Origin of the sequence: Mesorhizobium sp. M1169 (assembly GCF_040318345.1) — a bacterium.
Taxonomy (GTDB): Bacteria; Pseudomonadota; Alphaproteobacteria; order Rhizobiales; family Rhizobiaceae; genus Mesorhizobium.
Genome location: NZ_JAMYME010000015.1, coordinates 111,712 through 134,417 on the forward strand (window position 1 = coordinate 111,712; position 22,706 = coordinate 134,417).

Sequence of the window (22,706 nt, forward strand, 5' to 3'; positions counted from 1 at the left end):
GGAAAAATATGATCGACGATGTCTACAATGCGAAAATTCTGGGTTTTGCCGGAAACATCGCACGGATCGGCCGGCTCGACCGGCCCGACGCAACCGCACGAGCACATTCCAAGCTGTGCGGATCGACGGTGACCGTCGATCTGAAGATGGATGATGGCGTCGTCAGCGATTTCGCGCATGACGTGAAGGCCTGTGCGCTTGGCCAGGCGTCGTCGTCGATCATGGCGCAGCATGTCGTCGGCGCCAGCGCCGAAGAATTGCGCAGCGTGCGCGAGACGATGCTGAAGATGCTGAAGGAAAACGGCCCGCCGCCCGAAGGCCGCTTCGCCGACCTGAAATACCTGGAACCGGTGCGCGACTACAAGGCGCGCCACGCCTCGACCATGCTGACCTTCGACGCAGTGGTCGACGCCATCGGCCAGATCGAGAAGAAGCGGGCGGAAGAGGCGGCTTAAACCTTGGCGAGAAAACGCCGGCTTTCGGCGAATTCCGCCCGGACCCAGTCGGCAAAAGCCCTGGCTGGTTCGGAAAGGTCATTCAGCCTTCTGGCTACTAGCCAATAGGCGCCCGACGCGACGTCGATGTCGAAAGGCTTGATAAGCGCGCCGGACGCAAGTTCTTCGCCGATCTGCAAAAGATCGCCCAACGCGACACCATGTCCAAGCAAGGCTGCCTGCTTCGAAAGCGAAGCATCGGCCAGCATCGGACCGCGCGCAGGCACGGCATCAGCCGTCACGCCCGCCGCTTCGAACCAGCGTGCCCAAGCCTGACGGTTTTCTTCGTGCAGCAACGTATAGCGACCAAGGTCGATCGGCTTTTCCAGAGCTGGGCCGGATGCAAGAAGTGCCGGCGACAGAACTGGGGAATCGACGACCGCGGCAAGCTGTTCGGCTTCGCTGCGTGGCCATGAGGTGGCGTGCGCACTGAAACGCAGGGCAAGTTCGGGCTGATCGCTGCGAAACTCTATCAATCTCGGGTCGACCTCAAGGGAAACGTCGATGTCGGGTCGCAACTCGCGAAAGCGGTTGAGCCGCGGCACCAGCCATACGGATGCAAGCGATGGCTCGACGCTGACACGCACCACGGACTGCGTCGGGGCCGCCGTCAATTCCGAAAGCAGCCTGTCGATGCCCTCGAAACTTCTGACCAACTGGTCGAGCAGCCGCTGGCCGGTGTCGGTCAACTCGACGCGGCGATGATGGCGGAAGAACAAAGGTTGGCGCAGGAAGGTTTCGAGCTCGCGGATCTGTCGGCTGATCGCCGCCTGCGAAACATAAAGCTCCTCGGCCGCACGGCTGAAGCTCAGGTGACGACCGGCTGCTTCGAAGCTTCTCAGAGCCGTCAGGGGGAGGTGTCCGCGCTTCATTCGCATAACTCAGAGTTATCTGACGTGGACGTTATACTCGTTTGAAGAGCAAGGCCAGCGGCGCTCTAATCGGTGCTCAAGGAGTGCCGCCATGATCCAGTTTCTCAACATTCTGGGCGATGTGATGCGGATCGCGACGTTTCAATGGTACGACGAGAAACCGCATAGGGATTGGTGCGAGGAGAGGCCGCCGACCAGCGTCGCCGTATGCCGAAGGCCGACGCCCGACCGCTATCCGGTTCGCCCTACCAGGCCATGACGGGATTGCCGGAACGGCATTGCGTTCCTGGCCCGATGCGCACATCTATCGCGTAGGGAAACGCGATGTGGAGACTGCGGTGGTCGGCCAACATCGGCATGCGCACGGCGCCAGGCCGATTCGACAAGGACGCAACTGGTCCGGCCCGTGGCGCAAGACGCCGGGCCGCGTCTTCGGCACGTCGCTTGTCCGACTTTACCAGCTGACGCTGTCCGGCTTCGTCGGCAATTCCTGCCGGCATCTGCCGACCTGTTCCGAATACGCGTACGAAGCGATCGCCCGCCACGGGCTGTGGGCCGGCGGCTGGATGGGGTTTTTCCGGGTGCTGCGCTGCGGACCGTTCGGCACGCACGGCATCGACCGGGTGCCTGAGGCACTGGCTGATCGCTACCTCTGGTTCACGCCATGGCGGTACTGGCGGATCGGGAAAAAACGTGGCGACCTGGACAGTTGACCGCAACTGTGCGGTGCACAGAGGGGTCGCTTTTTACGATCTGGTAGGGTTAACCGCAGCTTGCGCTGACATAGTGCATTTGAGACAAAATCGAGACAAGACACCTCGCTAAGCCGCTCCTGACACCCTTCAGGAGAGATTGCCAAATGCGCCGGATAGATCGTCTTCCCTTCGTTTTCGCCGTTGTTCTCTATGTCCTGGCGTGGCTGATGGGTTTTCCGATCCGTGCGCAATCAGCGCCGCTCGGGGACATCGAATGCACGCTGATCGTCGACGCCGCAAGCGGCGAGACGCTGTATCGCCAAGGGACCTGCGATCAGCGCTTCAGCCCGCCTCGACATTCCGCTGGCACTGATCGGCTATGATGCTGGAATCCTGGGCGACGAGCATACGCCAAGCTCGGAGTACAAGGCAGAGTTCAATGCCCGGAAACGGGACCGCAAGACCGTCGACCCGACGATCTGGGAAAGAGATTCGGTCCGGTGGTTCTCACGCGAGATCGCGCGCCGGCTCGGCAGCAAACAGTTTGCCGGCTATGGGTCCAGATTGGACTATGGTGACACCGAAGTCTCCGGCACTGCCGGCAAGAATGACGGCCTCACCCATTCCTGAGTGAATTCTTCGCTCGAGATATCGCCGGTCGAGCAGGTCGATTTCCTGCGCAAGCGGCTGGACGGTGCAGGGCAAGACCGGAACGACCAGGCTCGGCGACAGCGCCGACAAGCGCTCGCTTGGCTGGTTTGTCGGCTGGGCGAAGACCGATGCTCGCAAGATCGTCTTTGCCCGCCTGGTAGTCGATACGAAACGTTCCGACACGCCAAAGGGGCTCAAGACGCGGGCGATGTTCCTGAAAGATCTGCCGAATCTCCTCAGGTGACCTACATCCAGCTTTACGGCACCGAAAACTGCCCATAAAAGACCGCTCGCCGCCGGACGCATCCGGCTCTTACTGATGCATCTCGTAGCCCCAAAACCGCTAAGCAGTCTTGGGCGACATGCATTTCACCACCCGCGCTCGTTTGCGGGACTGGATAGGAGAATCTTATGCTGAATTCCGTTTCCCTGACATTTCCCGATGGTTCCGTTCGCGATTACGACGCGGCGATGACCGGCGCCGGCCTGGCGGAATCGATCTCGAGGTCGCTGGCCAAGAAGGCCGTTGCCTATTCAATCGACGGCACGCTGCGCGATCTTTCCGACCCGATCGGCAAGTCCGGCAAGGTCGAGATCATCACCCGCGAGGACCCGCGTGCGCTGGAGCTCATCCGCCACGATGCAGCCCATGTGCTGGCCGAAGCCGTGCAGGAACTTTGGCCGGGAACGCAGGTGACCATCGGGCCGGTGATCGAAAACGGGTTCTACTACGATTTTGCCCGCAACGAGCCGTTCACGCCCGACGATTTCCCGGTGATCGAGAAGAAGATGCGCGAGATCATTGCGCGCAACAAGCCGTTCACCAAGGAGGTCTGGTCGCGCGAAAAGGCGAAAAGGATCTTTGCCGACAAGGGCGAGCGCTACAAGCTCGAGTTGATCGACGCCATCGCCGAGGACCAGGATCTCAAGATCTATGCACAGGGCGACTGGTTCGACCTCTGCCGCGGCCCGCATATGGCCGCGACCGGCCAGATCGGCAGCGCCTTCAAGCTGATGAAGGTCGCCGGCGCCTATTGGCGCGGCGACAGCAACAATCCGATGCTGACCCGCATCTACGGCACGGCCTGGGCCGATCAGGCGCAGCTCGAAGCCTATCAGACGATGCTGGAGGAGGCCGAGAAGCGCGACCACAGGAAGCTCGGCCGTGAGATGGACCTGTTCCACTTCCAGGAGGAGGGCCCCGGGGTCGTCTTCTGGCACGCCAAGGGCTGGAGGATGTTCCAGAACCTGGTCAATTACATGCGTCGCCGCCTCGACGAGCAGGGCTATCAGGAAGTCAACGCGCCGCAGGTGCTCGACAAGAGCCTGTGGGAGACGTCAGGCCACTGGGGCTGGTACCGGGACAACATGTTCAAGGTGACCGTTGCTGGCGACGACACCGACGACGACCGGGTGTTTGCGCTGAAGCCGATGAACTGCCCCGGTCACGTCCAAATCTTCAAGCACGGGCTGAAATCCTACCGCGATCTGCCGGTAAAACTTGCGGAATTCGGCAATGTGCATCGCTATGAGCCGTCCGGCGCGCTGCACGGGCTGATGCGCGTGCGCGGCTTTACCCAGGACGATGCGCACATCTTCTGCACCGAGGAACAGCTCGCCGACGAGTGCATCAAGATCAACGATCTGATCCTCTCGACCTATGCCGATTTCGGCTTCGACGAAATCACCGTCAAGCTGGCGACCCGCCCCGAAAAACGGGTCGGCACCGACGCGATGTGGGATCATGCCGAGGGCGTGCTGCAGGACGTGCTCGACAAGATCGCGGCGCGGTCGGGCAACCGGATCAAGACGGGCGTCAATCCGGGCGAGGGCACGTTCTACGGGCCGAAGTTCGAATATGTGCTGAAGGACGCCATCGGCCGCGACTGGCAATGCGGCACCACGCAGGTTGATTTCAACCTGCCTGAACGGTTCGGCGCCTTCTACATCGGCTCGGATTCGGAAAAGAAGCAGCCGGTGATGGTGCATCGCGCCATCTGCGGCTCGATGGAGCGGTTTCTCGGCATCCTGATCGAGAATTATTCCGGCCATTTCCCGCTCTGGTTCGCGCCGCTGCAGGTGGTGGTGGCGACGATCACTTCCGATGCCGACGATTACGCCCAGAAGGTCGTTGCGCAGCTGAAGGCGGCGGGGCTGATCGCCGAAGCCGATCTGCGCAACGAGAAGATCAACTACAAGGTCCGCGAGCATTCGCTGGCCAAGGTGCCGGTCATCCTCGTCTGCGGCAAGCGCGAGGCCGAGGAAGAAACGGTCAATATCCGTCGTCTCGGGTCGCGTGACCAGGAATCACTCGGCCTCGCAGCCGCCGTGAGGCTGCTTGCCGACGAGGCGGTGACACCCGACCGCAAGCGCCGCGCGGCCTGAACCAGTCGACGAGCAATGAATGGCGGTGGAGCGATCCACCGCCATTTTTATATTTTGTATGCCTGTCACGCCGCACGCCTATCTGGCAAATCGATCGACGTGCGCGTCGGCGACGCGCTGGCGCGACCCATGCACAAGGCAGCTTAGAGGGGCGCGTCTCAGTCGGCGCCTTCCTCGGAATCGATGGCCGAAGCCTCGGTGGCCAGAACCTCGATGTCCTGGTTGTGCCCAGCCACCACCGTAAAATCCTTCTGGTAGATGCGGTCGCGGTTCTTGGCGATGATGGTGTAGTCGCCCTCGGCCAGCACCATCGAGGCAAAGGCGCCGACGGTTTCCTTGATCGGATCGCCGGATTCGTTGAGCAGGGACCAGGAGGTGTCGGCGATCGCCTCGCCGCCTGGTTCGCGCACCAGCTTCATGGTCATCTCGGCGGCACGGTGCTCGACGGTCGCTTCGGTCAGCTTGCCGGCCTCGACGCGGATGTCGGAGCGGATGACCGCGTTCACCGCGCCATAGGTCGACACGACGTGGTAGGTGCCGGCATTGAGCCGCACGACGCTGTTCGGCTCGACATCGGGTATGATCAGGGCGCGATCGCCATCGGCCGCGGCGTGGCTCTCATAGATCGAGAAGCGCAGCTTCTTCGGCGGTATGCGCACCCCGCCGGACAGCACTGCATCGAGCTTGAGGCCACCGGCATCGAGCACGAGGCTCTCGCGCTTGGCTTCCTTGCCGACGGTGATGCGCTTGGTGGCGCCGGCCCGCCCGTAGGAGGCGTGGACCAGATACGAACCCGGCTCGAGCTGGAATATGGCGGTGCCGCCATGAGAGGAGGCGATCATCGTCAGCTTGCCGTCGCTGGCCGATTCGGGTTTGAAGACGCGCCAGACTATGCCGCGCGTGATGTCGGCGCCCTTGTCGGTCAATTGCGCCGACAGCGTGATCGCCCCGCTGCTGCCCAATGCCAGCGATGTCTCGCTTTTCGGAGGTGCATAGCCCGAAATTCCGGGAAGCTTCAGCTCGCCAAGGCCGTCCACATCCTGGGCGACGGCAAGCGAAACCGGCACCATCAACAGTGCGGCAGCGAGCCATATCAGGAAAAGACGCAATGTCCCCTCAAACATGCCTTGCGTTGAAGCCCAAGGCGGTGGCAATTTCAAGGCTTAAGAGTCCGGTCGGCTTCTGCTACAGGGCTCTTTGTCCGGCGCGCCGCGCCAATGCCCAAGCCGCCCGATGTCCCGATGGTGCGCTTCAGCTCAAATTCCAGGAGACTTGCGCCCATGGCGTCGCCGATCATCGATTTTCTGCTGACCCGAAATTCCGCGCCGATCCCGGATTTGAAAGAACCGGCACCGGGCGATGCGGAGATCGCGACGATGATCGCCGCCGCCTCGCGGGTGCCGGACCACGGCCGGCTGGAGCCTTGGCGTTTCATCCTCTATCGCGGCGAGGCCCGCATCGAGATCGGCAAGAAGCTGGCAAAACTTGCCGAACAGCGCGAAGGGCCGCTGCCGGAAGGCCGGCGCAACCAGGAATTGGCGCGCTTTTCGCGGGCGCCGCTGGTCATCGGCGTGATTTCTATCCCTAGGGAAAATCCAAAGATCCCGCAATGGGAGATGTTCCTGTCCGGCGGCATGGCGGCGATGAACCTGATGCTTGCCGCCAATGCGCTGGGCTACGGCACCAACATGATCAGCAACTGGTATTCCGACGTGCCCGAGGGCAGGGCGATCCTCGGCCTGGCGCCGCATGAGCGGGTCGTCGGCTTCGTCCATATCGGCTCCTACCAGGGGCCAGCGCCGGAACGACCGCGGCCCGATCCGGCAAAGCTCTATGCCGACTATTCAGGGCCGTGGGTGGGATAATTTCGGCGCGGAACAGCCCCCCTAAGGATCAAGCTCCGATGCCTTGGCTCGCGCCAGGAGCCGCTCTGCGAGCTTGAGATGCGGCCGATCGTACATCTTGCCGTCGATGCCGACGACGCCTGGATTTCCTGCCGCCTCGAACGCCTCGACGATCGCCAGGGCGCTTTTCACCGCTTGCGCCGAAGGCGTGAAGGCGGCGTTGATGACCGGCACCTGCGCCGGATGGATCGCCATCTTGCCGGTGAAACCGTCGCGCTCGGCCTCGGCGCATTCGGCCTCGAAGCCGGCCATGTCGCGAAAATCCGGAAAGACGGTGTCGATTGCCGCGACTTCCGCGGCACTTGCGGCAAGCATGGTCATGGTGCGGGCGAGGCGGAACACATCCGTGTAGCGGCCATTCGCGTCGCGCGTCGCGCGCGCGCCAATCGCCGCCGACAGATCTTCCGCCCCCCAGGTGACGCCGACAAGCCGCGCGCTTGCACGGGCGTAGGTCGCTGCGGCCAAGACGCCTGCGGCCGTTTCTGTGATGATCGGCAGGATCCTTATCGCGCCATCCGGCAGGCCGCTTTCGGCTTCGTGCACCCTGAGCTTGGCCGAGAGATGCTGGACATCCAGTCCGCTGTTCGACTTAGGCAGCATGATGCCGTCTGGTTTTGCTGGCACGAGCGCCGCCAGATCGTCGTCGGTCAGTCCGGTCGAAAGATCGTTGACGCGCACATAGATCGCGGAGCTGGTCCGGTGCCTGTGCTCGGCGATAAAACGCGCCGCTGTGTCGCGCGCCAGACCTTTGTTCTGCTCGGCAATCGAATCCTCGAGGTCGACGATGACCACGTCGGCGCCTACGCCAAAGCCCTTCTCCAGCTTCTTTTCCGAATCGCCGGGAACGAAGAGCAGAGAACGCATCGGCTATGCCTTTTTCATCATCATGGCTTGCCTCGTGCATTTGGCAACCAGCACATCGTTCTGGTTATAGGCGCGATGCTCGAGCTCGACGATGCCGCGGTCCGGCTTCGACCTGGATTCACGCACCGAAACCACCGTGGTCTCGACGCGAATGGTGTCGCCATGGAAGACGGGGTGCGGAAACACTGTCTCCTTCATGCCGAGATTGGCGATGGTGGTGCCGACGGTGATGTCATTGACCGAGATGCCGATCATCAGGCCAAGCGTGAACAGCGAATTGACCAGCGGCTTGCCCCATTCGCTCTTCGCCGCGAAGTCGAAGTCGATGTGCAGCGGCTGCGGGTTCAGCGTCATCACCGAAAACAGCATATTGTCGCTTTCGGTCACGGTCTTGCGCAGCGTGTGCTTGAACACATGGCCGAGAACGAACTCCTCAAGGTAAAGTCCGGCCATTGTCGATCTCCTCCGCTGCTTAAGGGTTGATAGGCGTTGCATACCGGGCTCGCAAGCCAGTTAACGAACATGGTGAACCGTTCGTAAACCATTTGTGCCTACGGTCTCCGCCAGGGTCAGAAGCGTTCTGGCAAGGGGCGTAAGCAGGCGACATGGTCGTTTCGCATTTCCTGAAATGGATCCATACGGCGAAGGTGTCGGAGCGTGCTGCGGCGGCAAGCGCGCTGGCTCGCGCCTATGTCGACTCGGAGCTGCCTTTCGAGGACCGCTGCGCTGCCGAGGCGGCGCTGACGTTGCTGCTCGATGACGTATCGTCGAAGGTGCGGGCGGCGATCGCCGACGCGCTTTCCATGAGCCATCATGCGCCGCCGCAGATCGTCAGCGCGCTGGCCTCGGACCAGCCGGAAGTCGCAGCCTTGGTGCTGGCGCGCTCGCCGCTGCTCACCGATGCCGACCTGATCGATCGGGTTGCCGGCGGCCAGAAGGCGACGCAGAAGGTGATCGCCGACCGGCCACGCGTCTCGATGTCGGTTGCGGCGGCGATCGCCGAGATCGGCGAGCCGGAAGCCTGCGCCACGCTGCTCGCCAACAGCGGCGCCGACATCGCATCCGTCAGCTTTCGCCGCATGGCCGAGCGGCACGGCCATCTGCCTCTGGTGCGCGAGGCGCTGATCGCCGACACCCGGCTGCCCGCCGATTGCCGGCATACGCTGCTGGTCAAGCTCGGGGAGATGCTCAAGGGGTCGCCGCTGGTGCTGGCGCTGATGGGCGCCGCCAGGGCCGAGCGCGTCACGCGCGATGCTTGCATCAAGGCTTCGGTGACGCTGATCGAAGGCACGCGGACAGAGGAACATACCGCACTTGTCGAACATCTGCGCCTGCGCGGCGACCTGACCGCAAGCTTCGTCGTCCGCACCATTGCGCACGGCAAGGTCGACTTCTTTGGTTCGGCGCTGGTCGCGCTCAGCCAACAGTCCGAACAACGGGTGAGAGCACTGCTGGCCGGCGGGCATGACATAGCGTTGCAGGCACTGTTCCGCAGCGCCGGGCTTGCCGCCGCCACCCACGCCATCATTCTGCGCGCGCTGAAGGTCTGGCGCGAGGTCGCCAATGGCAAACGCCTCGCCGGCGTCCAGGAAGTGAGCTGGCTGATGCTGAAGGAATTGGGCGGACAGTCCGCCGAAGGCGATCTCGCCGGGCTGGTCAAATCGATCCATCTCGACGCGCTGCGCGAGAACGCACGCGGGCACGCGCTGGCGATCGCCGCTGCCTAAACCCGGTCCTTCGCGAAAAAATCCGGAAAATCCTCGATCGCGGCGGCAATGATGCGCAGCGAGGCGGCGATCTGCAGCATTTCGGCCGCGACGCTGCGCTCCGCGATGCCTGCTGCATACTGCCTGGCGACTGCGACGGTCGCCGTCTGCGGCTCGCCGGGCCGCCTGAACAGCAGCTCGCGTGCCAGACCGCGCAGGAAATTGGCGATGGAAAGTGCTGTTTCAGGTGGGATCGCGGAACTCTGTTGCGCGTTGCGCAGCCGCAGGATTTCGAGGCCGACAGTAACGGCAGCAATGCCGCCGTCGAGAACGGCGTTGCCTTTCTCGCCGGCGTTCTGCAGCAGCGGCATCAACTGATTGACCCGATCATAGGCAAGGCTCTCGAAAGCCAGTCGCCGCGGCATGCGCTCATGCAGACAAAGGCGGGCAAGATCTTCGCGCATGGCTTGCAGGATGCGGTTGACGGTGACCCAGGGGTCGGCGGGCAGCACGATGGCGAAGACGCCGATCGCCAGAAGAATGCCGACCAGGACCGATGCCGAATTGGCGAGGAACGGAAACGGATCGTAGGTCATCGCCTGATGTGGGCTGAGGAAGGCGAGGAAATTGATGGCAAAGGCCGTTGCCACGCCGACATATCGCGGATTGGCCATGCCCAGTGCTGCTGGTACCAGGATCGGCACGACAAAGACCATGAACCATCCGAAGCCTGGCAAAGCCGGAAGCGCCAACTGGCCGATGAGAAACGCAAAGGGCAGGGCGAGCAACGTGCCCTCGAAGAAGTTCCATGCCGACCGGATCGGATCGGGGCGAGCCGCGAACAGGCTGGAGACGACGGCGACCAGAATGACCGTGCCCGTCGCGTCCGACCATTTCGTCGCCAGCCAGAAGCCGGCGACCAGAAGCGTGGCGATTGCTGCGCGCACGGCATTGCGCGATGCCGCACGGTAGTCGCGGTGCACCACCAGCGCCGGCTGCCGCCGTTCGCGACTGGCACGAGACGGGGGATAGCGGAGTGCATCCAGGCCGCGCAGCACTTGCTGCATGGCCTCGGCGAAGTCGGCGGCAATGGTTAGGCGGGTGACAGTGCCAGCCCAGTCAATGTCTTGCCCGGCCGCGACGTCAGGCATCTGTCGCGCCTTGCCGGCGATTGCGTCGAGCCGCGCCACCCAGGGCGCCGTATCGTCCAGCGCGCCCGGCTTGGCTACCAGTTCGCCGACAACGGCCTGCAACTCGGCGCGAACTGGGATGAGGGCTGCATTCTTCGGCGCGGCGTGGGCATGCAGCGCACGCGCCGCCGACAGGGCCGACAGAAGCTGGCCGATGGTACGCCGGACCGGATAGGCGCGGGTGGCGAGGCTCGGCCCTTCCAGCCTTGCGTAGGTGCGCATCTCGCCGAGCGTCTGGACGTCGCCGATCAGCTTGCGGTGCAGCCCGGCAAGCTTTTCCGCATCGCCGCCGGAAAAAGCGCCGTCCGCATAGGCCGCCAGGTCGAGAATGCCGCGTTTCAGTCTTGAGATGATGGCGTCGGCGGCCAGTTTCGGCAGGATCAGCCGGCTGGTCAACGCAGCGCAGACGATACCAAGCACGATTTCCGCGCAGCGCGCCACGGCGAGATCGATGACGAGGTGCGGCTGGCCGAAAGCCGGCAGGCCGATGATCATCGCGGTGTAGCCGGCAAGCGCCGCGCCATAGGCTTCCGGATTGCGTAGCAGCGACGAGACCAGCGAGCAGATGCCGATCCAGACGGCAAGAACTGCAACCAGCAACCAGGGGTTGGCATCGAAAAGAGTGGTAATGCCGATCGCCGCCAGCGCGCCGGCAAACGTGCCGAGGAGACGATAAAACCCCTTCGCCAGCACCATGCCGGCGACCGGCTGTGCGACGATGAACACCGTCATCATCGCCCATTGCGGGTGGTCGAGCTTCAGCGCATAGGCGGCCAATATCGCGATGAGGCCGGCCGAAACGGTGCGCAGGGCAAAGATCCAGTCCGAACGCGTCGGCCGCGTCAGGCCAGCGATCCGCGTGCCGATATCGTCCTTCAGCCGCGCCCAGGTCAAGTGCTCGTCTCCAGCTCAGAAGGCCAAGCTAGCGGCGGGAGCTCAGATATCCAGCACTTCCGTCTCGGCGAATTCCGCGCGTTCCTGGATGAAGCGGAAACGGGCCTCGGGCTTGGTCCCCATCAATGCGTCGACCGCATCCTTGGTCGCCGCCTCGGCATCGATAACGTCGACCCTGAGCAGCGTGCGCTTTTTCGGGTCCATGGTGGTTTCCTTGAGCTGGGCAGCCATCATTTCGCCCAGCCCCTTGAAGCGGCCGATTTCGACCTTGCCGCGCCCGGTGAATTCGGTGCGCAGGAGTTCGTCCTTGTGCGCATCGTTGCGGGCATAGGCGACCTTGCCGCCTTGCCGGATCGAATAAAGCGGCGGCACCGCCAGATAGAGATGGCCGCCGCGGACCAGGCTCGGCATCTCCTGGTAGAAAAAGGTGATCAGCAACGAGGCGATATGGGCGCCGTCGACGTCGGCATCGGTCATGATGATGACCCGGTCGTAACGCAGGTCCTCGTCGCGATATCTCGAGCGCGTGCCGCAACCAAGCGCCTGGATGAGGTCGGATATCTGCTGGTTGGCGGCAAGCTTGTCGTTGCCGGCGCTGGCGACGTTGAGGATCTTGCCGCGCAGCGGCAGCACCGCCTGGCTGGCGCGGTCGCGCGCCTGCTTTGCCGAACCGCCGGCCGAATCGCCCTCGACGATGAACAACTCGGCACCGGCGGCGGCATTCTGCGTGCAGTCGGCGAGCTTGCCGGGCAGGCGCAGCTTGCGCACCGCACTCTTGCGCGACACTTCCTTTTCCTGGCGGCGGCGCACCCGCTCGTCGGCGCGCGCGATCACCCATTCGAGCAGTTTCGAAGCCTCCTGCGGATTGTCGGCCAGCCAGTGGTCGAACGGGTCGCGGATGGCGCTTTCGACGATGCGGATCGCCTCGATCGTCGCCAGCCTGTCCTTGGTCTGGCCGACGAATTCCGGTTCGCGGATGAACACCGACAGCATGCCCGCCGCCGAGATCATCACATCCTCGGAAGTGACGATCGAGGCGCGCTTGTTGCCGACCAGGTCGGCATAAGCGCGCAAGCCGCGCGTCAGGACGTTGCGGAAGCCGGCCTCATGCGTGCCGCCTTCGGCGGTCGGAATGGTGTTGCAATAGGAATTGATAAAACCGTCGCCGCCGAACCAGGTCACCGCCCATTCGAGCGAACCGTGGCCACCCTGCTTCTCGCTCTTACCGGCAAACATTTCACGGGTCACCTGGAATTCGTCGCCGAGCGAGGCTTTCAGATAATCCTTGAGGCCGCCCGGAAAATGGAATTCTGCCTTGGCCGGCGTCGTGTCCTTTTCCCTGATCAGCGACGGGTCGCAGGTCCAGCGGATTTCGACACCGCCGAACAGATAAGCCTTTGACCGCGCCATGCGGTAGAGCCGCGTCGGCTCGAAAGCAGCGCCCTTGCCGAAAATCTGCTCGTCTGGATGGAAGCGGATCTTCGTGCCGCGGCGGTTGTGCACCTCGCCGAGCTGCTCCAGGCCGGTCACAGGAATGCCGCGCGAGAACTTTTGCCGATAAAGTTTCCTTCCCAGCGCCACCTCGACCTCGAGATGGTCGGACAGCGCGTTGACCACGGAAACGCCGACACCGTGCAGGCCGCCGGACGTCTCGTAAACCTTGCTGTCGAACTTGCCGCCTGAATGCAGCGTCGTCATGATGAGTTCGAGCGCCGGCTTCTTGAATTTCGGGTGCGGATCGACCGGAATGCCGCGGCCGTTGTCGGTGACGGACAGGTATCCGTCGGCGGAAAGCTCGACATCGATGAAGGTCGCATGGCCGGCGACCGCCTCGTCCATCGAATTGTCGATGACCTCGGCGAACAGATGGTGCATCGCCTTGTCGTCGGTGCCGCCAATGTACATGCCCGGGCGGCGGCGCACCGGTTCCAGCCCCTCCAGCACTTCGATGTCGGCGGCACTATAGCTCTCGCTGGCGTCGCGGGGCGCCGGCCGCTTCGCCGCCTGCACCAGCGGGTCGGCCGGGCGCGCGGCGGCGCGAGCCGGTTGCGGCTGCTTGTCCAATTTGGCGAAAAGATCGTTATTGTCGTCCATGCCGGTCCTGGATTCCGATGCTGCGAATCACCACCCGATACTGCCACGCTTTTGGCGGGCAGGCGACGGAGGTTCCTGTTACGTTCGAGGATAGGGCCTCTTACTGCAAAACCATTCGACAGCCAAGCGGCGGAAATGGGGTCGAAGGTGGAGCATCGACGTTTTGTAAACCCTGTCCGAAGGTTACGCCGGAAGATTGGCTAAAAGGCGGTATTTGCGGACTGTCGCTGACCTAGAATGCAGCGGAACCCTCAAGAGGCAGTCGCTTAAGCATGTTGGATTACAGTTCGCTCCTGCTCGCGGCGGCGCTGTCGGGCACGTGCCTTAGCATCACCATGTTTGCCATCTGGTTCAGCGCGCCACAGGCACGCTTTGTGCTGACGGTGGCGTGTGGCATTCTCGTGCTCGTCGCACATGTGGTGTTGTTCTGGCATTACACCAGGGATCCAAGCGCCTGGCTTTGCCAGATCGTGCTTGCGCTGCTCAGCCTCGGCTTCCTGATCATCTGCCTGTCGGCCATGCAATACCTCGGCATAGGCGACTACAGGCGAGCCATCTTGCCGACCTTGGTTGCGATGGCCGTTTGCGCGGGCGCGACGTATCTCGGGTTTGATGGTGTCGGCTTTATTGTCACCTACGCGACGGTAACGGCGCTGCTCTCGCTCATCGGGGCGATGTTCTGGATTGAGGGTGGTCACGATCGCCGGATATTGCTGGTCGTCTCGTTCCTGAGCGGCGTCTGTGCCCTGTCGTTCGGACTTTGCGGCGCGGTCCTGCTGGTCACGGGCCAATGGGTGCTCGGTGTAGCACCGGACAATTGGGCCGAGCGGGTGAATTCCGTCGTGGCCGTCGCCTGCATGACCGGGCTCGGCGCATTGACGCTCTCCCTGCACCATTTGCAGGCGCAGATCGAACTGAAGGCCGAGACGATGACCGATCCATTGACCGGGCTGATGAATCGGCGGGCGTTGACGGCACTCTACGGCGAGCGGGTCTTCGGTCCGTTCATGTCCGTTGCCATGTTCGACCTTGACCATTTCAAGAGGACGAACGACGTATTCGGTCACCCGGTCGGCGACCAGGTTCTGTGCCGCTTTGCCGCCGTCATCAGGAAATACGCCCGGACCGGCGTCGACGCCTTCCGGTTGGGCGGCGAGGAATTCGTGCTCGTCATGTCGCGGATGACGGAAGAGAAGGCCTATGACATTGCGAGCAAGATCAGCGTCGCCTTCGGCACGGAAGTCGTGGCCACCCAACTCGGTCCGTTGCGAAGCACAGTCAGCGGCGGCATCGGCTTTGGCGGAACAAACGGCACCGGTCTCGACGATGTGCTGGCCGAAGCCGACGCAGCACTCTATGCGGCAAAGCGCGCCGGGCGAAATCGCGTCGTCGTCCGGGACCGGGCGAGCAAGGCCGACGGGCCGGCCTTGCGTTCTGCCTGATTGAGGTTTCTATCTTCTTGTTAGACCCATGATCTTGTCCGAAAACCGGATTCCACTTTTCGGGATCATGATCTATTCCGCCGCACCCAGATATTCCGACAGCGGCGGGCAGGAGCAGACAAGGTTGCGGTCGCCGGCGACATTGTCGATGCGTGACACCGGCGGCCAGTACTTTGCTGCGGTGTCGGCATCGCCGGCTGGATAGGCTGCCTCCAGACGCGAATAGGGATGGGTCCACTGGCCGGCCAATGCCTCGGCGGCGGTGTGCGGCGCGTTGACCAGAGGATTGTCGCCCAACGGCCATTCGCCCTTCGCCACCTTGGCTGCCTCGCCGGCTATGGCGATCATCGCCTCGCAGAAACGATCCAGCTCGCGCTTGGGCTCGGACTCGGTCGGCTCGACCATCAGCGTGCCGGCCACCGGGAACGACATGGTCGGCGCGTGGAAGCCATAGTCGATCAGCCGCTTGGCGATATCGTCGACGCTGATGCCGGCGCTGTCCTTGAGCACGCGGGTGTCGAGGATGCATTCATGCGCGACGCGTCCGTTGCGCCCTTTGTAAAGCAGTGGGAAATGCTCGCCAAGCCGCGTCGCCACATAGTTGGCGGAGATGATCGCCGTCTCGGTCGCCTGCTTCAGGCCGGAAGCGCCCATCATGCGGATATACATCCAGGTGATCGGCAGGATGGAGGCACTGCCGAACGGTGCCGCCGCCACGGCATGGGCCGAGCCTTCGGTGACGTGGCCGGGCAGATATGGCTTCAGATGCGCCTTGACGCCGATCGGGCCGACGCCGGGGCCGCCGCCGCCATGCGGGATGCAGAAGGTCTTGTGCAGGTTCATGTGGCAGACATCGGCGCCGATATCGCCGGGACGGGCGAGGCCGACCAGCGCGTTGAGATTGGCGCCGTCGAAATAGACCTGGCCGCCATGGCTGTGGACGAGGGCACAAAGGTCGCGCGCGCCCTCCTCGAATACGCCATGCGTCGAAGGATAGGTGAACATCAGCGCCGCAAGGTTGTGCGCATGCTCGGCCGCCTTGGCCTGCAGGTCGACCATGTCGATATTGCCGTCCTCGGTGCAGCGCACGACGACGACGCTCATGCCGGCCATGGCCGCGCTTGCCGGATTGGTGCCATGCGCCGAGGACGGGATCAGGCAGACGGTGCGATGGCCTTCGCCGCGTGAGCGGTGGTAGCCGCGAATGGCGAGCAGGCCGGCATATTCGCCCTGGCTGCCGGCATTGGGCTGCAGGGTCACCGCGTCGAAGCCGGTGATCTCCGCCAGCCAGCCTTCCAGCTCGTCGATCATGGCGCGATAGCCGGTCGAATGGTCAGCCGGGGCGAAGGGATGCAGGTTGGCGACATCAGGCCAGCTCACCGGCATCATTTCGGCGGCGGCGTTGAGCTTCATGGTGCAAGAGCCGAGCGGGATCATGGCGCGGTCAAGCGCCAGGTCCTTGTCGGACAGCCGGCGCAGGAAGCGCATCATGTCGGTTTCCGAGTGGTTTTCGCGGAAGACGGGCTGGGTGAGGAACTCGTTGGCGCGCGGTTTTCCTGGCATGGAACTGCCGGCGGCAACGCCGGCCTTGGCGCCGAAAAGTGCTGCGATCGCCTCCAGATCGGCTTCGGTGGAGGTCTCGTCGAAGCTGATGCCGACATGGTCGGCGTCGATGACGCGCAGCAGCCGACCGGTCTTCTCGGCGGCGGCGGCGATGGCGCCGGCTTTGCCTTTCACTTCCACGGTCACAGTGTCGAAGCGGCTTTCGCCGAGTACCGAAACGCCCGCTGCCTTGAGGCCGGCAGCCAGGCGGTTGGCCAGCGTGTGGACGCGGCCGGCAATCGCCTGCAGCCCGGCAGGGCCATGCCAGATCGCATAGGCCGTCGCCATGTTGGCGAGCAGCGCCTGCGCGGTGCAGATGTTGGACGTCGCCTTGTCGCGGCGGATATGCTGCTCGCGTGTCTGCAAAGCGAGGCGATAACCGGGACGGCCCTTGCTATCCGTCGACTGGCCAACGAGCCGGCCGGGCATCAGCCGCGTCAGCCTGTCGGAGACGGCGCAATAGGCGGCGTGCGGCCCGCCAAAGCCCATCGGCACGCCAAAACGCTGCATCGGACCGACGGCGATGTCGGCGCCAAGCCTGGCCGGCGCATCGGTCAGCGTCAGGCCAAGCGGGTCGGCGATGAAGACGACCAGCGCGCCGGCCGCGCGGGCCTTGTCGATTGCTGCCTTGTGATCGCCGTAGACGCCGAACGTATCGGGCCAGGAGACCAGCAGGGCGGCGGTGTTGTCGTCGATCACCTCGCCGTCCACCTCGATGCCGAGCGGCTCGGCACGGGTGCGCACGACGTCCAGCGTCTGCGGGTGCGGCGTGCCGGCCAGTGCCACCTTGGTGCGCTTGTCGCGATGATGGCGCAGCGCGATGCCAACCGCTTCGGCCACCGCCGTCGCCTCGTCGAGCAGCGAGGCCGATGCCACCGGCAGGCCGGTCAGTTCCGTCACCAGCGTCTGGAAGTTGAACAGCATTTCCAGCCGGCCCTGACTGATCTCGGCTTGGTAAGGCGTGTAAGCCGTATACCAGGCCGGGTTCTCGAACAGGTTGCGCTGGATCACCGGCGGCACGTGGACGCCATGATACCCGGCACCGATGAAGCTCTTCAGCACCGTGTTCTTTGCCATCGTCGCCGCGAGCTCGGTCAGCGCTTCCGCTTCGCTTGCGGGGGCGGGCAGGGCCAGCGGCCGGTCGAGCCGGATCGACTTCGGCACTGCCTGACTGATCAGGGTCTCGACCGAAGGAACGCCGATCGTCGCCAGCATGGCTCTGACGTCATGGAGGCCCGGGCCGATATGGCGAGCCGAGAAGGGGTAGGGTGCTGCGGTCATCTTCCTGGTCCTGCTATCAACCAATATGGGCTTTGTAAGCGGCTTCATCGAGAAGTCCGTCGAGTTGGCGCTCATTGGCCAGCTTCATCTTCCACAACCAGCCGTCGCCGGTTGCCGCCGAATTGACGAGTGAAGGATCCGATGACAGCGAGGTGTTGGCCTCGGTGATCTCGCCGTCGACCGGCGCGTAGACATCCGATGCGGCCTTGACCGATTCGACCACCACGGCGGTGTCGCCCTTGGCCAGCTTCTTCCCCGGCTCCGGCAGTTCGACGAAGACGAGATCGCCGAGCTGCTGCTGCGCGTAATCGGTGATGCCGACCGTGGCGATGCCGCCCTCGACGCGCAGCCATTCGTGATCTTCGGTGAAATAGGTCTTTGCCATTGAAATCATCCTTTGCGGTAGCGATGGGGCTTGAAGGGCAAGGGGTGGATGTCGACCGGGATTTTCGTCCCGCGGACATCGGCGAACAGTTTTGCGCCGGATTTGGCAAGCGGCGTCTGGACGTAGCCCATGGCGACCGGATGACCGGCCGAGGGGCCGAAGCCGCCTGAGGTGACATGGCCGGCAGGATTGCCGTCGGCATCGAAAAGGGCAGCACCGGCGCGCGCCGGCTGGCGGCCTTCCGGCTTCAGGCCGACGCGTTTTTGCGCCGGACCGCGCTCCAGGACGGCGCGCAGCGCATCGGCGCCGATGAAGGCGCCAGAGGCGCGAACCTCCTTGGGGATGGCCCACATCAGCCCGGCGCTGGCCGGATCGATTTCCGGCGTGATGTCCAGCCCGTGCAGGCACAGTCCGGCTTCGAGCCGCAGGCTGTCGCGGGCGGCAAGGCCGACCCACATCACCCGCTCATCCTCGAGCAGCCTGGCGACGAGGTTTCTTGCATCCGCTTCCGGCAGGCCGATCTCGAAGCCGTCTTCGCCGGTATAGCCGGACCGGCTCATGAACCATTTTTCGCGCGGCTCGATGCCGTGCATGAACACCAGCGAACCGGTCTCGATGCCGGCGCGGGAAAGGGCAGCCCACGCCTCGGGGCCTTGTATGGCCAAGAAGACGCGGTCGAGCGCATCCACTTTTACATCGAAATCGCCCTCTGCATCGAAATTTTTGGCCAGTGCGCGCAGATGCTTTTCGTCGGCGGCGGCGTTGCCGGCATTGGCGACCATCATGAAGCGCTCGGCGCCGAGCCTAGTGACGATCAGATCGTCCAGAATGCCGGCCGCCTCGTTGAGGAAGAACGTGTATTTGGACTGGGAAATCTTCAGCGCGCCGGCATCGAACGGGCAGGCGCGGTTCAGAAGCGCTGCTGCGCCCGGGCCGCTGATTTCGAACAGCTTCATGTGCGAGATGTCGAACAGGCCGGCATGCTCGCGGCTGTGAAGGTGCTCCTTCATCACGCCGGCCGGGTAGGTCAACGGCATCGACCAGCCGGCGAAGGCGCCGAAGCGCGCACCGGCTGTCATGTGCAGATCTTCGAGGGGGAGGTGTTTGGTGTCGTCGCCCGTCATGTCATCTCCAGAGTCGCACGCAAGCGGCCGCGAATGGCGACCAGTCCGTGCCCCTCTGTCTGAAGCCTGAGAGACTCGCGCCCCGTAACTCTGTCGGCAGCGCTTACACCTTCGGCGCGGGGGCAAGCCCCGACTTTCCAGAGTGTCTTTCCCGTCTACGGTTCTTTTGCCTGAGAGATTTCGGGCGATTTCCCCTTCGGCGGCAGCTCTCGCTGCTCTCTCCCGCAAACAGGTAGGACTCGGTCAGGAGCCCTCGACTCGTCATCCATAGCCCGTGGACGACACCTTGTCACCTGCCGGCGACATTTTTACTGCCAAGTCTTCTGCGGGCCTTCTTTATAGGCAAGCCTTCGCTAACCACGCCGCTTGCCGGTTTCTCAAGACCTTGCCGATATACCGCATAAGGGCCGGCAATTACCGGCGGCGGGCGGGGAAGAAAATGGGCGAATTGATCATGAGCGCGCCGGTGGCCGGGCTGACCTCGAAAAATCGGATCACGGCGGAAGACGTGGTCATGCTGCGCGGCGAAGTGTTCGGCGACGGCGTGGTAACGCGCGGCGAGGCCGAGGCGCTGTTTGCGCTGGATGCAACGGCGAGGGACAAATGCACGGAATGGCTCGAGTTTTTCGTCGAGGCGGTCACCGATTTCATCGTCCACCAGGAAAAGCCGGCGGGCTATGTTTCGCAGGACAATGCCGACTGGCTGATCCGGACGATTTCGCGCGACGGCATGGTCGACAGCCAGACCGAACTCGAGCTGCTGGTGCATGTGCTGGAAGTTGCCAAATCATCGCCGAGCACGCTTTCCAGCTATGCGCTGGAGCAGGTCGCTCATGCGGTCGTGGACGGCAAGGGGCCGCTGATGACCGGCGGCAGGCTTATCCCTGGGTCGATTGCCAAGGCTGAGGTCGAGCTGTTGCGCCGCATCCTTTACGCCTATGGCGGCGATGGCAACATCGCCATCAGCCGCGCCGAGGCCGAGGTGCTGTTCAAGATCAACGAGCGGACAGCGGCGGGCGACAACGATCTGTCCTGGAACGATCTGTTCGTCAAGGCGATCGCCAATTTCGTCATGTGTTCGGCCGGCTACGAACCGCCGGTGCGCGACGTGGCGCTGCGCCGGGATTCGTTCTTCGAACAGGCCGATCCGGAAATCGGCGGGTTCTTCAGCCGCATGGTATCGGGCGGCCTGTCCGGCATCATGGAAGCCTATCGCTCACCCGGCGATATCGAAGCCGAGTGGGAGTCCAAGAACAAGGCAGCCGAGGCTCTGGCCCGCCGCGCCGAGACGGTCGATGCCGGCGAGGCCAAATGGCTCGCTGAACACATAGGCGACCGGCCGCTGCAGGAGAACGAGCGCGCGCTGCTGACGCTAATCAAGCACGCCTCGCCGGAAATCCACCCGGCGCTGAAGCCGCTGATCGACAAGGTCGCATAAGCAGTCGCGCGACGCTATTGTTTGGCGGGCTCCGGCTTGGCACTGGTGTCGAAGCGCAACATCCATTTGAAGCTGCCGAACCAGTAGCGGCGCACGCCGCCTATGGTGCCGTCGGCGGTACGCGCGCCGATCCAGTTGTTGACGTATTGGATGAGGCGCACATCGTCCGGCCGCATCGCAAACGCCTCCGGCGTCCGCAACAGCGGGCCGCCCACCATTGTCAACTTCGCGTCATAGAGCCTTGCGGCCATTTGGGGCGTTGGCGATGTCGCGACCATTGCCTGTGCGTCGCCGCCGATGATCGCGGCGAAAACATCAGAGGTGTTGTCGAAAGACAGAATGGTCGCCTTGGGAAAAGCTTCCTTCGCGGCGGCTTCATCGGTGGAATTGGACAGCACGGCGATCTTGTATCCCTGCGCCGCCACTGCCTTGCCCGGCCTTTTCCCCAGACTGGCGATCGTCGCAACCATGCGGATATCGGCGGTGCCGGTCTGGTTGGAGAATACCACCTCGCGTGCGCGTTCCGGCGTGCTGGCGTAGCCCGCCGCGATCATGTCGAAATCACCCTTGAGCAGTCTTGTCTTAAGGTCGTTCCAGGGCACCTCGACCAGCTTCAGGTCGACGCCGAGATCAGACGCCAGCGCACTGGTCAGGTCGACATCATAGCCGGCGAACTTCCCGTCGGCCTTCTTGAGGATCCATGGCGGGTTGAGCGCCACGCCGACCGTCAGTGTCTTCTGGTCGATGATGCGCTTGAGGCTGTCGTCCGCCCGGGCTGGCAGCAGCGACAAAGCCAACCAGGCAGAAATGGCAAGTATAGTTGTGGCGATCATCTTAGCGCGCATTAATATAACCTCGCTGAGCCCGTCCGGTTGTCAGATTTACACAGAGGTGCCATTCTGTCGATAGCGGACCCTGATGGAGAGTTGCGATGTCGGCACGGATGGCGGTTACCGGTTCGATGATGTTCCTGGTTTGCCTCCTGGGCAATCCGGCGAAGCTTTCGCTGCTGCCGGCGGCAGCGCAGGCTGCGGGGGCAAAACGCGTGGTCTGCTCCAGCGCCGACTACCGCTATTCCTATTGCGGGGTCGATACGCGCCGCGGCGTGCAGTTGACCTCCAGGCTGTCGAAGGCGCGTTGCGTATACGGTAGAAGCTGGGGCTATGACGGCGGCGGCATCTGGGTCGACAATGGTTGCTCGGCCGAATTCGCAGTCGCCGGCCCCAACCGCAATCCCTCTGCTGGCGACGTCGCCGCAGCCATTATCGTCGGCGGCGTGGTAGGCGCCATTCTCGACAACGGCAATTCGCATCGCCATCATTCCGATAATTACTATCCGAAGCCCCGCCCGCGCCGTTACGACCAATGGATCGATCCGACGCCGCAATTCGACAATCAGGGCAACCCCAACTTCGATACCCACGGCAACTACCAGGGACCGCATGGGCTGGGCAAGCTTGTCACCCCTGACGACAATCCTGACCTGAATCCGGCCCTGCGCAGCGACGGCGACGACAGCGACGACGACAGTTAGATGAAGCTTAGGTCAGGTTTCGGTCGATAGTGTTGAAAAAGTCCGGGTTGCAGCAGTCCTGAAGCACTGATTCAATCTTCGTCGTAAGAGGAGATTGAGTCGATGATGGGCGAGCAAAGTGTGATGCAGGAGGAGCTGTTCTACGGCTTCA

The 22,706-nt window shown here is 63.3% G+C and carries 18 protein-coding genes, 1 pseudogene and 1 riboswitch; of the genes and pseudogenes, 9 read left to right on the forward strand and 10 right to left on the reverse strand.

From position 1 onward, the window contains the following. Window positions 1-8: 8 nt before the first annotated feature. The gene (locus tag NKH41_RS17280) at window positions 9-455 is read left to right on the forward strand and encodes an iron-sulfur cluster assembly scaffold protein (RefSeq protein WP_023678879.1); all 447 of its coding nucleotides are present in this window, start codon (window positions 9-11) and stop codon (window positions 453-455) included. On the opposite strand, the gene NKH41_RS17285 is transcribed toward NKH41_RS17280, so the two are convergent. Further along, window positions 452-1,366, reverse strand: a complete 915-nt coding sequence (locus tag NKH41_RS17285) for a LysR substrate-binding domain-containing protein (protein ID WP_352500847.1) — start codon at window positions 1,364-1,366, stop codon at window positions 452-454. The genes NKH41_RS17280 and NKH41_RS17285 overlap by 4 nt on opposite strands. Before the next feature lie 338 nt (window positions 1,367-1,704). Here NKH41_RS17285 and yidD point away from each other — a divergent pair, with 338 nt between their 5' ends. The 3 genes and pseudogenes from yidD to thrS all read left to right on the forward strand — a co-directional run bounded on the left by yidD (window position 1,705) and on the right by thrS (window position 5,097). Beyond that, entirely contained in the window at window positions 1,705-2,079 is a 375-nt protein-coding gene (gene yidD, locus NKH41_RS17290) for a membrane protein insertion efficiency factor YidD (RefSeq protein WP_352451412.1), read from the forward strand. A 146-nt stretch (window positions 2,080-2,225) separates the two neighbouring features. Further along, window positions 2,226-2,956, forward strand: a pseudogene (locus tag NKH41_RS17295) (penicillin-binding transpeptidase domain-containing protein). A 167-nt stretch (window positions 2,957-3,123) separates the two neighbouring features. Then, window positions 3,124-5,097, forward strand: a complete 1,974-nt coding sequence (thrS, locus tag NKH41_RS17300; RefSeq protein ID WP_352773100.1) for a threonine--tRNA ligase — start codon at window positions 3,124-3,126, stop codon at window positions 5,095-5,097. 158 nt (window positions 5,098-5,255) lie between these two features. Here thrS and NKH41_RS17305 read toward each other — a convergent pair whose 3' ends face one another. Then, window positions 5,256-6,221, reverse strand: coding sequence for an RgsD C-terminal domain-containing protein (locus tag NKH41_RS17305; RefSeq protein WP_352473906.1), 966 nt, complete (start codon window positions 6,219-6,221; stop codon window positions 5,256-5,258). Between the two features lie 156 nt (window positions 6,222-6,377). On the opposite strand from NKH41_RS17305, the gene NKH41_RS17310 reads away from it, so the two are divergent. Further along, a complete protein-coding gene (locus tag NKH41_RS17310; RefSeq protein WP_352933156.1) occupies window positions 6,378-6,962 on the forward strand; it encodes a nitroreductase family protein in 585 nt (194 codons plus the stop codon). 21 nt (window positions 6,963-6,983) lie between these two features. Here NKH41_RS17310 and NKH41_RS17315 read toward each other — a convergent pair whose 3' ends face one another. Both NKH41_RS17315 and NKH41_RS17320 read right to left on the reverse strand, forming a co-directional pair. Further along, window positions 6,984-7,865 (reverse strand): HpcH/HpaI aldolase/citrate lyase family protein, encoded by an 882-nt coding sequence (locus NKH41_RS17315; RefSeq protein WP_352773095.1) that lies wholly within the window; start codon window positions 7,863-7,865, stop codon window positions 6,984-6,986. A gap of 3 nt (window positions 7,866-7,868) precedes the next feature. After that, the gene (locus tag NKH41_RS17320; protein WP_502893713.1) at window positions 7,869-8,360 is read right to left on the reverse strand and encodes a MaoC family dehydratase; all 492 of its coding nucleotides are present in this window, start codon (window positions 8,358-8,360) and stop codon (window positions 7,869-7,871) included. A 110-nt stretch (window positions 8,361-8,470) separates the two neighbouring features. On the opposite strand from NKH41_RS17320, the gene NKH41_RS17325 reads away from it, so the two are divergent. Further along, the gene (locus NKH41_RS17325) at window positions 8,471-9,592 is read left to right on the forward strand and encodes a DUF2336 domain-containing protein (protein WP_352451348.1); all 1,122 of its coding nucleotides are present in this window, start codon (window positions 8,471-8,473) and stop codon (window positions 9,590-9,592) included. Here NKH41_RS17325 and NKH41_RS17330 read toward each other — a convergent pair. Then, entirely contained in the window at window positions 9,589-11,655 is a 2,067-nt protein-coding gene (locus NKH41_RS17330; protein ID WP_352773091.1) for an FUSC family protein, read from the reverse strand. The two genes, NKH41_RS17325 and NKH41_RS17330, sit on opposite strands and share 4 nt — an antisense overlap. Window positions 11,656-11,697: 42 nt before the next feature. Continuing rightward, a complete protein-coding gene (gene parE / locus NKH41_RS17335; protein WP_352614050.1) occupies window positions 11,698-13,749 on the reverse strand; it encodes a DNA topoisomerase IV subunit B in 2,052 nt (683 codons plus the stop codon). A gap of 272 nt (window positions 13,750-14,021) precedes the next feature. Between parE and NKH41_RS17340 the strand changes: the two genes are divergently transcribed. After that, window positions 14,022-15,191, forward strand: a complete 1,170-nt coding sequence (locus NKH41_RS17340; protein WP_352500839.1) for a GGDEF domain-containing protein — start codon at window positions 14,022-14,024, stop codon at window positions 15,189-15,191. Between the two features lie 72 nt (window positions 15,192-15,263). On the opposite strand, the gene gcvP is transcribed toward NKH41_RS17340, so the two are convergent. Genes gcvP through gcvT form a run of 3 tightly spaced genes read right to left on the reverse strand, consistent with a single transcriptional unit; the run spans window position 15,264 to window position 19,583 of the window. Next, on the reverse strand, window positions 15,264-18,074 hold the full coding sequence (gene gcvP / locus NKH41_RS17345) for an aminomethyl-transferring glycine dehydrogenase (RefSeq protein ID WP_352766756.1): 2,811 nt from the start codon (window positions 18,072-18,074) through the stop codon (window positions 15,264-15,266). 16 nt (window positions 18,075-18,090) lie between these two features. Beyond that, window positions 18,091-18,459, reverse strand: coding sequence for a glycine cleavage system protein GcvH (gcvH, locus tag NKH41_RS17350; protein ID WP_352451343.1), 369 nt, complete (start codon window positions 18,457-18,459; stop codon window positions 18,091-18,093). Between the two features lie 5 nt (window positions 18,460-18,464). Next, window positions 18,465-19,583: a glycine cleavage system aminomethyltransferase GcvT gene (gcvT, locus tag NKH41_RS17355; RefSeq protein ID WP_352766754.1), complete on the reverse strand. Its 1,119-nt coding sequence runs from the start codon at window positions 19,581-19,583 to the stop codon at window positions 18,465-18,467. Between the two features lie 148 nt (window positions 19,584-19,731). Next, window positions 19,732-19,818, reverse strand: a riboswitch (glycine riboswitch). A 204-nt stretch (window positions 19,819-20,022) separates the two neighbouring features. Here gcvT and NKH41_RS17360 point away from each other — a divergent pair. Beyond that, window positions 20,023-21,021: a hypothetical protein gene (locus NKH41_RS17360; protein ID WP_352614053.1), complete on the forward strand. Its 999-nt coding sequence runs from the start codon at window positions 20,023-20,025 to the stop codon at window positions 21,019-21,021. Between the two features lie 14 nt (window positions 21,022-21,035). Here the strand turns inward: NKH41_RS17360 and NKH41_RS17365 are convergent, their stop codons facing one another. Continuing rightward, a complete protein-coding gene (locus tag NKH41_RS17365; protein WP_352614054.1) occupies window positions 21,036-21,866 on the reverse strand; it encodes a transporter substrate-binding domain-containing protein in 831 nt (276 codons plus the stop codon). An 86-nt stretch (window positions 21,867-21,952) separates the two neighbouring features. Between NKH41_RS17365 and NKH41_RS17370 the strand changes: the two genes are divergently transcribed. Then, entirely contained in the window at window positions 21,953-22,555 is a 603-nt protein-coding gene (locus tag NKH41_RS17370; protein ID WP_352614055.1) for a DUF3011 domain-containing protein, read from the forward strand. The last annotated feature ends 151 nt before the right edge of the window (window positions 22,556-22,706 follow it).

Coding starts and splice junctions, on each gene's coding strand:
- NKH41_RS17280 (WP_023678879.1), top strand. CDS start 9: ATGATCGACGATGTCTACAATGCGAAAATTCTGGGTTTTGCCGGAAAC.
- NKH41_RS17285 (WP_352500847.1), bottom strand. CDS start 1,366: ATGAAGCGCGGACACCTCCCCCTGACGGCTCTGAGAAGCTTCGAAGCA.
- thrS (WP_352773100.1), top strand. CDS start 3,124: ATGCTGAATTCCGTTTCCCTGACATTTCCCGATGGTTCCGTTCGCGAT.
- NKH41_RS17305 (WP_352473906.1), bottom strand. CDS start 6,221: ATGTTTGAGGGGACATTGCGTCTTTTCCTGATATGGCTCGCTGCCGCA.
- NKH41_RS17310 (WP_352933156.1), top strand. CDS start 6,378: ATGGCGTCGCCGATCATCGATTTTCTGCTGACCCGAAATTCCGCGCCG.
- NKH41_RS17315 (WP_352773095.1), bottom strand. CDS start 7,865: ATGCGTTCTCTGCTCTTCGTTCCCGGCGATTCGGAAAAGAAGCTGGAG.
- NKH41_RS17320 (WP_502893713.1), bottom strand. CDS start 8,360: ATGCAACGCCTATCAACCCTTAAGCAGCGGAGGAGATCGACAATGGCC.
- NKH41_RS17325 (WP_352451348.1), top strand. CDS start 8,471: ATGGTCGTTTCGCATTTCCTGAAATGGATCCATACGGCGAAGGTGTCG.
- parE (WP_352614050.1), bottom strand. CDS start 13,749: ATGGACGACAATAACGATCTTTTCGCCAAATTGGACAAGCAGCCGCAA.
- NKH41_RS17340 (WP_352500839.1), top strand. CDS start 14,022: ATGTTGGATTACAGTTCGCTCCTGCTCGCGGCGGCGCTGTCGGGCACG.
- gcvP (WP_352766756.1), bottom strand. CDS start 18,074: ATGACCGCAGCACCCTACCCCTTCTCGGCTCGCCATATCGGCCCGGGC.
- gcvH (WP_352451343.1), bottom strand. CDS start 18,459: ATGGCAAAGACCTATTTCACCGAAGATCACGAATGGCTGCGCGTCGAG.
- gcvT (WP_352766754.1), bottom strand. CDS start 19,583: ATGACGGGCGACGACACCAAACACCTCCCCCTCGAAGATCTGCACATG.
- NKH41_RS17360 (WP_352614053.1), top strand. CDS start 20,023: ATGGGCGAATTGATCATGAGCGCGCCGGTGGCCGGGCTGACCTCGAAA.
- NKH41_RS17365 (WP_352614054.1), bottom strand. CDS start 21,866: ATGCGCGCTAAGATGATCGCCACAACTATACTTGCCATTTCTGCCTGG.
- NKH41_RS17370 (WP_352614055.1), top strand. CDS start 21,953: ATGTCGGCACGGATGGCGGTTACCGGTTCGATGATGTTCCTGGTTTGC.